The following is an 11,245-nucleotide window of genomic DNA, read 5'->3' as shown; positions in this document are numbered from 1 at the left end:
CGACCGTGGTGCCGATGACGCTCGCGACAGCAATCTTGCGCATCTTTCGTGCGTCGCTCTGGACGCTGGCGGCTGGTTCGGGAGTGCGGGTCGTCATGAAGCTCCGATCGGGCATGGATCGTTGACGGCTCTGCTTGCGCGGAATGAGTTGGTCAACTTTCCTTTGCGCCCGAGGGAAACGACAAGGAGCAAACGCACACGGTTGCCGACGGCTGAGTGTTCATATGCCCACCCCGGGCCCGCCCGATCGGTTCGGCGCCCGGCGAGTTCGGCGGCTCGCATGCCGCCGGCGCCTTACGCCCGGTACCCGGCTGGACGCCAACACCCGCCGTCGCGGCGTTCGTTGCCGTTGCGGCCCGCCTCACCTACGAGCGGGGACGCCGCCTCGGCACGAAATCGTCCTCCGGGAGGGAGTCCTCGGGAAGGGAGGAAACCTGCGGACCCAGCGCGTCCTCCGGCACGGAATCGTCATCCGGCGAGATCGCCCCAGGAGCAGGCCCCTCCGGGACGGCGGCCTCCGGCGGAAGGGTCGCCTCCGTGACGGGCTCCTGCTCTGCGGGCTCCTCCTCCACGGGCTCCTCCCCGAGCTCCTTCGCCCTCGGCAGGTGCTTCCTCCGTCCACCGTTGCCGTCATGCACCCCGCCCTCGTGGGGGCTCTCCAGGAAGCGCAGCAACTCGACGGGGAAGGGCAGCACGAGCGTGGAGTTCTTCTCCGTGGCGACGGACGCGACCGTCTGCAGCAGCCTCAGCTGCAGCGCCGCCGGCGTCTCCGACATCTGCTCGGCCGCCTGCGCGAGCTTCTTCGACGCCTCCAGCTCCGCGCCGGCGTTGATGACCCGGGCCCGCCGGTCCCGCTGGGCCTCCGCCTGCCGTGCCATGGAGCGCTTCATCGTCTCGGGCAGCGACACGTCCTTGATCTCGACCCGGTCCACCGTCACGCCCCACTCCACCGCGGGGCTGTCGATCATCAGCTCCAGCCCCTGATTGAGCTTCTCGCGGTTGGACAGCAGGTCGTCCAGCTCGCTCTTGCCGATGATCGAGCGCAGCGACGTCTGTGCCATCTGGGATACCGCGAAGCGGTAGTCCTCCACCCGGACGATCGCGTCGGCGGGCTGGACGACCTTGAAGTAGACCACCGCGTCGACCCGCACCGTGACGTTGTCCCGGGTGATGCCCTCCTGCGCCGGCACGGGCAGCGTGATGATCTGCATGTTGACCTTCTGCAACCGGTCGATGCCCGGCAGGATCAAGGTGAATCCGGGCTGCCGTATCCCTGACTGCAGCCTTCCCAGCCGGAAGACCAGGCCCCGCTCGTACTGCCGCACCACGCGCGCGGCGGACAGCGCGACCAGCCCGCACACCACGAGAATCACTACGACAACAGCCCCGATCATCATGGCCTCCTGCCCTGCCGCACATATGCGGCATTCATGGAGATAATCACTGTCTACGGTACTCTGACCGGCCCCTCGGCCGCTGGCCGGCCTGTGCGAGCGCGGCCTCTACCCGCTGGTCAGACATCGGATCGGGCCCGCCTCAGTCGTTCTGCGCCCCGCGCGCGAGCAGCAGCAGGGCGTCGACGAGTTCTCCGGCGGGCGAGCCGGTGGCCAGACGACGCAGTTGCAGGCCGAAGACGAGCGCGACGGCGGTGCCGGCGAGCCGTTCGGGGGACGGCACGCCGAGCCCGGTCAGGATCTGGACGGCCAGCCGGTCGTACGCGGCGAAGCACTCCGCCGCCGCGGCGCGCAGCCGCTCGTCGCGGCCCGCCTGGACGTAGAGCTCGAAGGGCGCGATGTGCCTGCTGTCGAACTCCGTACCCCCGGCGACCTGGCCGACCATGGCCGCCGCCTCGTCGAGGTCGATCCCTTCGGCCCGGCACTGGTCGGCGAGCTCCGTGAGGCGCTGGGACTCCTCCGCGACGAAGTGCAGCAGGCTCTCACGCAGCAACTCGTGCTGGGTCTGGAAGTGGTACGTGACCGAGCCGAGGGAGATCCCCGCCTCCCTGGCGATCCTTCGGTTGGTGACCCCGGCGACGCCGTCCTGGCCGATGATGCGCAGGACGGCGTCGATGATGCGCTGCCGGGTGTCGGCGGGACTGGGCACGCGGATCATTGTTCCACCTGCGCTTTCCGCAGGAGCGGGGGCGGGGCGGGCGGCGGCGGGGTGACCGACTGTGGACACGGCTCCCCGTCCTCCCTATTGTTCGTTCGAACGAACAGTTCTCGGAGGGCTTTCTCGTATGCGCATCGCCGGATCAACCGTTCTGCTCACCGGGGCCACGGGTGGCGTCGGCCATGCCCTCGCCCGCGAACTCAAGGAGAAGGGCGCGAAGTTGGTGCTCACCGGGCGCCGCGCCGACGCCCTGGAGCCCCTCGCGGCCGAGTTCGACGCGCGTACCGTCACCGCCGACCTCTCCGACCTCGATCACGTCACCCGCCTCGCCGAGGAATGCGCCGACACCGACATCCTCATAGCCAACGCGGGGCTCCCCAACAGCGGCGATCTGCTCGACTACACACCCGAGCAGCTCGACCGCGCCCTGACCGTCAACCTGCACGCCCCGGTCTTGCTGGCCCGGCTGCTCGCGCCCCGTATGGTCGAGGCGGGCCGCGGCCATATCGCCTTCGTCGGCTCGATCTCCGGCAAGGCCACCACCCGGTCCGCCTCCCTCTACAACGCCACCAAGTTCGGCCTGCGGGGCTTCGCACTCGGCTTCCGGCAGGACCTGCACGGAACGGGTGTCGGGGTGTCCGTCGTCCAGCCCGGCTTCATACGTGATGCGGGCATGTTCGCCGCTACGGGCGTCACCTTGCCCGGCGGCATGCGCACGGTCTCCCCCGGCCAGGTCGCGTCAGGTGTCACGCGGGCCGTCGAGCGCGACGCGGCCGAAATCAACGTCGCACCCGTGGAGCTGAGGATGCTCAGCGCCATCGCCGGGCAGTTCCCCGGCTTCGCCGAGAAGGTGACGCGCCGTACGAGCGCGGACCGGACGATCGGACAGATCGTGAAGGCCCAGCGCGAGAAGCGCTGACCTGACTACGCGGTCTGCGACCGTACGAGAGGGGCCCACCAGGTGTGGCGGATTCGAGGGGTCGTTGCAACACGTGGTCGGTTGATCAGGCCGCGAGCAGTTTAGACAGACGCTCGGCTGGGGTTTCCCAGCCGAGCGTCTTGCGTGGGCGGCTGTTGAGTTCGGCGGCGACGGCGTCCAAGTGCTCGCGGGTGTGGACGGACAGGTCCGTGCTCTTGGGGAAATACTGCCGCAGCAGGCCGTTGGTGTTCTCGTTCGAGCCGCGCTGCCAGGGGCTGCCGGGGTTGCAGAAGTAGACGGGGATGTTGGTGGCGACGGTGAATGCCTGGTGGGAGGCCATCTCCGAGCCTTGGTCCCAGGTCAGGGACCGTCGCAGGTGGGGTGGGAGGTCTTTTACGGTCTCGACCAGCGCGTCCCTGGTGTTGGCGGCGCTGTGGTCGGCCGGGAGGTGGAGGAGCATGACGTAGCGCGTGGCGCGTTCGACAAGGGTGCCGATCGCCGAGCCGGAATTCTTGCCGATGATGAGGTCGCCCTCCCCGTGGCCGGGGACTGCCCGGTCGGCGGCTTCGGCGGGGCGGTCGCTGATCATCACCATGCTCGGGATGTTGCGGGGTTGGCGCTTGTAGGACTGACGGTGCGGCCGGCGCCGGGCGCGGCCGGTCCGCAGAGCGCGGGTCAGCTCCCGGCGCAGTTCTCCGCGTCCCTGGACGTAGAGGGCCTGATAGATGGTCTCGTGCGTCACGTGCATCTCCGGACGCTGGGGAAACCGTGCTCGCAGAGCCTGGCAGATCTGTTCCGGGCTCCACCGCATGGTGAGGTGATCCTGGATGAAGTCGCGCAGTTCCCGGTTCTGCCCGATCTTCCCTGCCTTGGGCCGGGGCCGACGGGCATCAGCGCGGGCCTGGGCGGCGTAGGGCCGGTAGGCCCAGCGGGAGGTGTTGCCGCGTAAAGGCATGCCGTTGCGGCGTATCTCCCGGCTGACAGTCGAGGGACTACGGCCCAGCTCGACGGCGATCTGCCGGATCGTGGCCTTCTCCCGGAGCCGGTCGGCGATGTGGATGCGGTCCGCCTCGCGCAGGTAGCGGGACGGACCGGAAGGCGACCCCTCCTAGCAGATCGGAGGGGCCGCCTTCTCCCGGCCCTTGTGGGCATGGCGACCATTGCGCCACTTCTTGCCCGTCCGCACGTCAATACCGACGACCCGACAGGCTTCCCTGCTGCTATAGCCCTGCTGCATGAGCTGGAAGTATGCCGCCCGCTCACGGGTCAGCCTTCTCCTGCCCTGCGGCTTCCTGTCCTCGCGGATCTCGAAGTCCATCGCGCCCCTTGAGCTGGGGTGTTGCGACGACCACTAGAACTCAAGCGTCAGCCGGTGGGCCCCTCTCGTTTCCTACGTGCCTGATCTGCACCACGCGCAGCGTGGCCGAAGGCCTTCCCAGGGAGCGCCGAACGAGAGTCAGACCATCGGGGCCGCGGCCCCGCACAACCTTTCGCGGAGGAAGCAGGTCTTCTGTGTATGTTTGGTGAAGTTCTGGCTCGAAGGCCTCATCTCGCGCCAATGCCGCCTACAGCTGCACCTGTTCGGCATGACTTCACCGAGTACGACCGCATGGCACGGGCCGGCGGCGGCCTGGAGCCACCCCCTCATGGACCGCGAAAACGACACCCCCACGCTCATCGCCGGGGCGTGACAGCGGCTCAGCACGGACCCCCACCCTCGGAGAGGAACGCCTATGGACCCACGCAGTTACCGCATGGTCGTGTCGACCAAGCAGGACTACGTCACGTCGTGCGCCACCGCGGAACGCCAGCTGTACGCATGGCTGGAGGGTGACAGCGGTCTTGGCAGACTCCCCATAGGCGGCCAGTTACGGCCCCACTGACGGCCAGCGGTTTCCCCGCGGATGGCCAGATATCTCCCCGTTCGCCAAGATCCAGATCCGGTCGAGCAGGCTCGAGCGGGTGAAGAACAGCAGGGAGATCATGGAAATCCTCGAGGCATACGACCTCACGGGCAGTTACCGGGCGGCGGCCGAGCTGGCCGGCTGTGACCATCACACGGTGGCCCGTTATGTGAAGATGCGGGCGGCTGGTCAGGCGCCCGAGCGGCGGCGGCATCGCGACCGGGCGATTGATGCCTTCCTGCCGAAGATCGAGGAGCTTGTGGTCCGCTCGCACGGGAAGATCCGCGCGGATGTGGTGCATAGGCGGCTGACCGCGATCGGTTTCACCGGAGGGGAACGCACCACCCGCCGCACGGTGGCCGAGGCGAAGGCCCAGTTCCGGGCCGGTCAGCGCCGCGTCTACCGGCCCTGGATCACCGAGCCGGGGCTGTGGCTGCAGTGGGACTGGGGCGAGGGCCCGGCGATCGGCGGGCGTCGCACCTCGCTGTGGTGCGCGTGGCTGGCCTGGTCGCGCTTCCGCGTGGTCATCCCGGTCTGGGACAAGACGCTGCCGACGATCACCGCCTGCCTGGACGCGACGCTGCGGCGGATCGGTGGTGTTCCGGCCTACGCACTCACAGACAACGAGAAGACGGTCACCACCGACCACATCGCTGGAGTCGCGGTGCGCAACCCGGAGATCGTCGAGGTCGGACGGCACTACGGGATGACGATCCGCACCTGCATACCCGCCGATCCGGAGTCCAAGGGCGGCAGCGAGGCGACCGTGCGCATCGCCAAGGCCGACCTGGTGCCCACCAACACCAACTTGCTTGCCGACTACCGCAGTTTCGCCGCTCTGGAGGCTGCCTGCCGAAACTTCGGCCAGGAGGTCAACGCACGGGTCCACCGCGAGACCCGGCGCCGGCCCGCCGACATGCTCGCCGAGGAAGGGGTCAGGCTGCATCCGCTTCCCAGGCAGCCGTTCACCGCCGCGTTCGGCACCACGCGACGGGTCAACTGGGACTCCACCATCTCGGTCGAGGGGGTGCGCTACTCGGTCCCGCACCAGCTGATCGACACCCGAGTCTGGGCCCGCTTCCACGGCGAGGAGTTGATCGTCACCGCCGTGGGCGCCGACGGCACGGCCTGGGAGGCGGCTCGCCATAGCCGCGGAGCCCCCGGCAGCCCGGTCATCGACGAGGCCCACTATCCGCCTCGTGAGAACAAGCGAGCCGACCGTACTCCCCACGCGCGAACCGCCGAGGAGGCCGCGTTCTTGATGCTCGGCCCCGGCGCCGTCTCCTGGCTGACCGAGGCCGCCGCGGCCGGCACCCGCCGCATCAAGCCGAAGATGGCCGAGGCAGTGGATCTCTCCAAGCTCTACTCGGCCGCCGAAGTCGACCGCGCGCTTGGGACGGCGGCGGTCACCGGCCGCTTCGCCGAGAAGGACCTGATCTCCATTCTCGACTACCAAGTCGGCCTGCCCCAGGGCGAGTCCACCCGCGCTTCGGAGACCCACAGTCTGCAGCCGGGCACCTCCGCCTGGTCCACCTTCGGCACCTCCACCCCCGACACCGCCCCCGACATCGAGGACGAAAGCGAGAACATCTGATGGCCACCCCTCTTCGCACTGTCCCCGGCACCACCGGCGACCCCCTGGCCGAGGCGATCGAGCTGACCCGCAGGCTCAAACTCCCCCACATCCGCCGGTCGTTGACCGATCTGATCCCCACCGCCAAGGCGCAACGCTGGGACCCGGCCGAGGTCGTCCGCGTTCTACTGGCCGAGGAGGCCGCCGGGCGCGACCGCGCCAACCTCCACACCCGCCGCAAACGCGCCGCCTTCCCCGCCGGGAAGACCTTCGGCGACTGGGACGAGACCGCCTCCTCCATCCCTCGCGCCACCCAGGACGCGCTGAAGACCCTCGAATGGGTCGGACGACGGGAGAACCTCTCGATCTGCGGCTCCTCGGGCACCGGCAAGAGCCACTTCTGCGAAGCCCTCGGCCAAGCCGCCGTCGAAGCCGGCATGACGGTGGCCTGGTTCACCATCGAAGACCTCGGAGCACTCCTCCGACGACACCGCGCGGACGACTCCATGGCCCGGGCCCTGACCCGACTCATCCGCTCCGACCTGATCATCATCGACGACATCGGTCTCCTACCCGTCTCCCCAGACGCGGCCGAGGGCTTCTACCGGCTGGTCGACGCCGCCTACGAACGACGCTCGATCGCCGTGAGCAGCAACCTCCACCCCTCAGGATTCGACGAGATCATGCCGAAGACGCTGGCCACCGCCACCGTCGACCGCCTCATGCACCACGCCCACATCGTCATCACTGACGGTGACAGCTACCGGCTCACGCAAGCCACCTCAGGACAGGGAGTGAAGCCCTTCAGCTGACCCACACGCACTCCACGGCGGGGAACTATCTGGCCGCCGTCGGGGACATCTCGCCGGCCGCCAGCGTGTCGAATATCTGGCCGCCTACGGGGAGAACGAAAAGGCCATTGACAGGAGGGGAAGCACTACGACGCTTCTGCCTTCGACGAAGGACGCAACGAGATCGCACCGAAGGCCACCCTGGACCGAGACTCGGCCTCAGGCCGGCACGGCGCCTACACCCGCTGGCGGATGCGCGAAACTCCCTCGGAATCCACCGGAACATGGCAGTCGACCCTGACCGTCCGCGCGGACCCACGGGACGACCGGGCCCGTACCTGGATCCAGGTCGACATCGAGCACCGTCCTGCCGCCGGGAACCAGCTACCGAGGCGGGCCAACACCCCTGGAATCGCACGCCTGTTGCTGGAGTCGCTCAACGCCGAGGACGGCCTGGCCGAGGTCAAGGCCAAGCCGTCCTTCATCGAAGCGGACGATGTCGACGAGGTGATCGAGGAGCTGTGCGACGAGGAACGCCGCCTGCCGATCGTCGTCGCCAGCGTGCCGTTCAACAGGGACCCGGACGTCTGGGCCGAATCGAGAGTGGAGAAGGCGTTCAGCAACCTCGCGGGACTGGCCGTGCTGTACGTCCTGTCTCCACAGGCTCAAGCTTCCTTCAACCAAGCCCTGGAGTTCCATCCCGTGTTCGGCGGTGGGATACGCACGTACCTGCCTGGAATAGACCTAGCATGGAAACCTGACGCACAGCGCCACCCCGTGATGTCGCGGCGCACCGTGGAAGCCGACCCCCGTCGCGCCGCCTCCACCCTCGCCGCGCTCCCCCAGCGGCTCGCCCTGCGGAATCCGCTGCCCGGCGCGCTCGCCTCACTTCCGATCCAGCGGACACGTCCCCGTCCCCAGGCTGGCGGCTCCCACATCGAGAAGCTGCGCGGGGAGAACGAGGCGCTGAGCGCCCTGCTCGACGAAGCGCAGGAGACGGAGGCCACCCGGACCAAGGAGATCAGCGAACTCCACGAGGACCTGGTGAAACTGGAACGCGGAACACACGAACTGCGCGGCGAGAACGAAGAGTTGTACGAGCAGGTTCAGTCAGCCCAGCGCCAGGTGCGGTTCCTCCAGGAACGGCTCGTGGAGGTGGGTCAGTACAACGATGCGTACGCGGTCCCGGAAACTCCGGACATCCGGTATCCGGAGACGTTCGCCGACCTTCTCGTCCGGCTGACCGAACTGCGCCACGTCGCCTTCACCGGGAACGCGAAGACCACCCGGGGCCTCGACAGCCAGTCCGTGGACAACTGGCTCAATGTGGCATGGGACGCGCTCCTCGCCCTGGATCACTATGCGGCGGCCTCAGCACAGGGCGGCACCGGTGGAGACTTCCTGAGCTGGTGCAAGTCCGAAGAATCGCGGCAGCACCCCTTCCCCGCGGCCAAGGTGGCCATGCGAGAGTCCGACACGGTCGCCAGAAACCCCAAGCTCCGGCGCGAGCGCATGCTTCCGGTGCCCGAGCATGTCCACCCCGACGAAGAGGTCTACATGCAGGCTCACCTGCGCATCGGAGGCGGCAATACGATCGCCCCGCGCCTCCACTTCCACGACGGCGCCCCACAGACCGGTCTGGTGTACGTCGGCTACCTCGGCCCGCACCTACGCAACACCCTGACCTGAGGCGCTGCCGCGAAGCTCGCTCCCCCAGAGATCGGTCACACTCGGTCAACGACAACGATCCTGGCGGGCAACAGCACCTACCGGCTTGCAGCAGAACTGCCAGGGGCGTTTGCTGTCAGTAGTGGTAGCGAGCCGCGATGACGATGATCTCGTTGTCCATGACCAGGTAGACGAGTCGGTGTTCGTCGTCGATCCGCCGGGACCAAGCGCCGGGCAAGTGGTACTTGAGTGGCTCAGGCTTGCCGATGCCCTGGAAGGGGTCGCGGCGGATCGCGTCGATGAGTTTGTTGATGCGAGCCAGCATTTTGCGGTCGGCCTTGAGCCAGGACGTGTAGTCCTCCCAGCCTTCGTCCTCGAAGACCAGCCTCACGCGGCACTGCCTCCTGCGTCCTCGACGTCCTCGGTGGCGTCCGGGTCGATAAGTTCGCGCTCAGTCAGTTGTGCGCCGCTGAGCGCGTTCTCATAGGCCTTGAGCAGACGGCGAGCGTTGGCCGGAGAACGCAACAAGTACGCACCTTCACGCAGGGCGGCGTAGTCATCCGCCGAGACCAGGACAGCGTTGCCGTGCTTGGAGACGATCTCGATCGAGTCGTGGTCCTCATTGACCTGCTTGATCAGCGGAAACAGGTTTCTACGAGCTTCGGAGGCAGTGACAGACATGAAGCAGCCTCTCCTTGAGTGGTACTGGATAACGTACCACTCTGAGTGGCTTTCATGCGGGTCAGGCGGGGCAATCGCGACGCGAGGACGTCGTACGGCCAAGAAGTAGTCCCGACGGTGAAGACCCCGCCGGCCCCCGCGAACCATCCACAGGTCGCGGGGGTCGTAGCATCGAAGCGGCGCGAGCCTATGGGTCAGACGCGCAGCTCGCCGTCCTTCACAGCGGAAACGAAGGACGACCAGCCGTAAGCCGTGAACGTGAGCACGGGGCCGTGCGGGTTCTTGCTGTCGCGCACGGGGACGACGGCGGCGAAGTCGTCGGAGACCTCGACGCACGCGCCGCCGTCCGGGTTGCTGTAGCTGCTCTTGCGCCACGTCGCAGCGCTCAGGTCGAAGAGTCGCACGGCACTTCCTCCAGGATGCGCAGGATGGACTTGCGCGACTCGGCCGGGGACAGCGCCATGTCGCGCACCACATCGTATGCGCGCTGCAAGCGCTCAACTCGCGCATTTTCCTCGATGAGATCGCCCCAGTAAGCATTCTCCGTATACGCAACGGGACGTCCGTCCGGCAAGCGCAGGAACCAGACATCGGTGCCTACCAAGCCATGCGGACCGGCGCTCAGAGGCAACACATGAACCGTCATCCCCGGCCGCTCCGCAACCTCCCCCAAGTACTCCAACTGCCCCCGCCACTCCCCCGCGTCCCGCAGCGGTGTCCGCAGCACCGCCTCCGACAGGATCGTCCGGAACGGGGGCGCATCGTCCCCCTGCAACAACTCCCGCCGCCCCATGCGTGCTTCAACCTGCTGCTCCAGCTCCTCACCCTTGAGGCCGCCCGCGGCCAGCACCTCACGCGCGTACCCCGGCGTCTGCAGCAGGCCGGGCAGCACGCTCACCGCGAAGTGCCACAGGCTCGTCGCCTCCGCCTCCAGCGCCATGTACCGCCGGTACCGCTCGCGGAACTGGGTCTGGTCGCTCACCGCCAGCTCCCACAGGGCCAGCAGCAGCCCCGGCGTCCCGTAATGCTGGTCGAGGGCCTGGACGACCTCGGGACCGCCCAGCGTCTCGCCGTTCTCCATCTTGCCGAACAACGACCAGTCCCAGCCCAGCCGTTCACCCGTCTGCCGCAGACTCGCGCCCCGCTGCGTACGCAGCAACCGCAACTCCTCCGCGAACCGCGCGCGGTTCGCGACTGCGGCCCGTGACCGCTCGCCTTGTCGGCATGGCACCGCTCCCTCCGTGGAGGCGCATTCCCGTAATGCCCCCATCACGCACGGTAGTTCACGCCATGCGGCCAGGGCGCCGAAACCGCACGATGAACGACAAAGGGAGCGCACGCCGGGGCGGGCCCGGACAGAAAGGTCCGGGCCCGCCGTGGAGTGGGTCGGCGATCAGAGGGTGTTCTTGAACAGCAGCCGGTTGGGGGTGCCGGCGGGGTTGTTGTTGATCACGCCGCTGGTCGCGTTGGTGGTGATCCAGTTGTTGACGGTGGAGGAGGCGGCGTCGCCGTTCGCACCCTTGTAGAGCGCGCCGACACCCGCGACGTGCGGGCTGGCCATGGAGGTGCCGCTGATGGTGTCGGTCCCGCCGAGGAT

General features: G+C 68.0%; 12 protein-coding genes and 2 pseudogenes. 5 read left to right on the top strand and 9 right to left on the bottom strand.

Translation table 11 applies throughout. The features are described 5' to 3' along the window. Nucleotides 1-365: 365 nt before the first annotated feature. Nucleotides 366-1,397: a slipin family protein gene (locus ACRDP3_RS08290; RefSeq protein ID WP_431516198.1), complete on the bottom strand. Its 1,032-nt coding sequence runs from the start codon at nucleotides 1,395-1,397 to the stop codon at nucleotides 366-368. A 139-nt stretch (nucleotides 1,398-1,536) separates the two neighbouring features. After that, entirely contained in the window at nucleotides 1,537-2,103 is a 567-nt protein-coding gene (locus tag ACRDP3_RS08285) for a TetR/AcrR family transcriptional regulator (RefSeq protein WP_431516197.1), read from the bottom strand. 136 nt (nucleotides 2,104-2,239) lie between these two features. On the opposite strand from ACRDP3_RS08285, the gene ACRDP3_RS08280 reads away from it, so the two are divergent. After that, entirely contained in the window at nucleotides 2,240-3,031 is a 792-nt protein-coding gene (locus ACRDP3_RS08280; RefSeq protein ID WP_431516196.1) for an SDR family NAD(P)-dependent oxidoreductase, read from the top strand. Nucleotides 3,032-3,116: 85 nt separating this feature from the next. Here ACRDP3_RS08280 and ACRDP3_RS08275 read toward each other — a convergent pair. Both ACRDP3_RS08275 and ACRDP3_RS08270 read right to left on the bottom strand, forming a co-directional pair. Next, nucleotides 3,117-4,115, bottom strand: a pseudogene (locus tag ACRDP3_RS08275) (IS30 family transposase); the annotation flags it as partial. 24 nt (nucleotides 4,116-4,139) lie between these two features. Next, complete coding sequence (locus tag ACRDP3_RS08270) at nucleotides 4,140-4,349, bottom strand: hypothetical protein (RefSeq protein WP_431516195.1); 210 nt, start codon at nucleotides 4,347-4,349, stop codon at nucleotides 4,140-4,142. Nucleotides 4,350-4,764: 415 nt separating this feature from the next. Here ACRDP3_RS08270 and ACRDP3_RS08265 point away from each other — a divergent pair, with 415 nt between their 5' ends. The 4 genes from ACRDP3_RS08265 (at nucleotide 4,765) to ACRDP3_RS08250 (ending at nucleotide 8,988) form a co-directional block, all read left to right on the top strand. Continuing rightward, nucleotides 4,765-4,914 (top strand): hypothetical protein, encoded by a 150-nt coding sequence (locus ACRDP3_RS08265; protein WP_431516194.1) that lies wholly within the window; start codon nucleotides 4,765-4,767, stop codon nucleotides 4,912-4,914. A 79-nt stretch (nucleotides 4,915-4,993) separates the two neighbouring features. Beyond that, nucleotides 4,994-6,529 carry an IS21 family transposase gene (gene istA / locus ACRDP3_RS08260; RefSeq protein ID WP_431516193.1) on the top strand — a complete coding sequence of 512 codons (1,536 nt, stop codon included), beginning with the start codon at nucleotides 4,994-4,996 and terminating at the stop codon, nucleotides 6,527-6,529. Further along, nucleotides 6,529-7,320 (top strand): IS21-like element helper ATPase IstB, encoded by a 792-nt coding sequence (gene istB, locus ACRDP3_RS08255; protein WP_431516192.1) that lies wholly within the window; start codon nucleotides 6,529-6,531, stop codon nucleotides 7,318-7,320. Before istA ends, istB begins: the two co-directional genes overlap by 1 nt. A 231-nt stretch (nucleotides 7,321-7,551) precedes the next feature. Next, a complete protein-coding gene (locus tag ACRDP3_RS08250) occupies nucleotides 7,552-8,988 on the top strand; it encodes a hypothetical protein (RefSeq protein ID WP_431516191.1) in 1,437 nt (478 codons plus the stop codon). 115 nt (nucleotides 8,989-9,103) lie between these two features. On the opposite strand, the gene ACRDP3_RS08245 is transcribed toward ACRDP3_RS08250, so the two are convergent. The 5 genes and pseudogenes from ACRDP3_RS08245 to ACRDP3_RS08225 form a co-directional block, all read right to left on the bottom strand. Further along, nucleotides 9,104-9,358, bottom strand: a complete 255-nt coding sequence (locus tag ACRDP3_RS08245; RefSeq protein ID WP_431516190.1) for a Txe/YoeB family addiction module toxin — start codon at nucleotides 9,356-9,358, stop codon at nucleotides 9,104-9,106. After that, complete coding sequence (locus ACRDP3_RS08240; RefSeq protein ID WP_431516189.1) at nucleotides 9,355-9,648, bottom strand: type II toxin-antitoxin system Phd/YefM family antitoxin; 294 nt, start codon at nucleotides 9,646-9,648, stop codon at nucleotides 9,355-9,357. Before ACRDP3_RS08240 ends, ACRDP3_RS08245 begins: the two co-directional genes overlap by 4 nt. 194 nt (nucleotides 9,649-9,842) lie before the next feature. Further along, entirely contained in the window at nucleotides 9,843-10,052 is a 210-nt protein-coding gene (locus ACRDP3_RS08235) for a DUF397 domain-containing protein (RefSeq protein WP_431516188.1), read from the bottom strand. Then, nucleotides 10,034-10,874, bottom strand: a pseudogene (locus ACRDP3_RS08230) (helix-turn-helix domain-containing protein). The gene ACRDP3_RS08235 and the pseudogene ACRDP3_RS08230 overlap by 19 nt, the downstream one beginning before the upstream one ends. Before the next feature lie 167 nt (nucleotides 10,875-11,041). Next, the coding region (locus ACRDP3_RS08225; RefSeq protein ID WP_431516187.1) for a S8 family serine peptidase at nucleotides 11,042-11,245 on the bottom strand (204 nt) is incomplete at its 5' end.

The sequence above is a fragment of the Streptomyces sp. genome, assembly GCF_050698815.1.
Lineage (GTDB): Bacteria > Actinomycetota > Actinomycetes > Streptomycetales > Streptomycetaceae > Streptomyces.
This window is presented reverse-complemented; position numbering and strand designations above follow the sequence as displayed.

Coding starts and splice junctions, on each gene's coding strand:
- ACRDP3_RS08290 (WP_431516198.1), bottom strand. CDS start 1,397: ATGATGATCGGGGCTGTTGTCGTAGTGATTCTCGTGGTGTGCGGGCTG.
- ACRDP3_RS08280 (WP_431516196.1), top strand. CDS start 2,240: ATGCGCATCGCCGGATCAACCGTTCTGCTCACCGGGGCCACGGGTGGC.
- ACRDP3_RS08270 (WP_431516195.1), bottom strand. CDS start 4,349: ATGGACTTCGAGATCCGCGAGGACAGGAAGCCGCAGGGCAGGAGAAGG.
- ACRDP3_RS08265 (WP_431516194.1), top strand. CDS start 4,765: ATGGACCCACGCAGTTACCGCATGGTCGTGTCGACCAAGCAGGACTAC.
- istB (WP_431516192.1), top strand. CDS start 6,529: ATGGCCACCCCTCTTCGCACTGTCCCCGGCACCACCGGCGACCCCCTG.
- ACRDP3_RS08250 (WP_431516191.1), top strand. CDS start 7,552: ATGCGCGAAACTCCCTCGGAATCCACCGGAACATGGCAGTCGACCCTG.
- ACRDP3_RS08240 (WP_431516189.1), bottom strand. CDS start 9,648: ATGTCTGTCACTGCCTCCGAAGCTCGTAGAAACCTGTTTCCGCTGATC.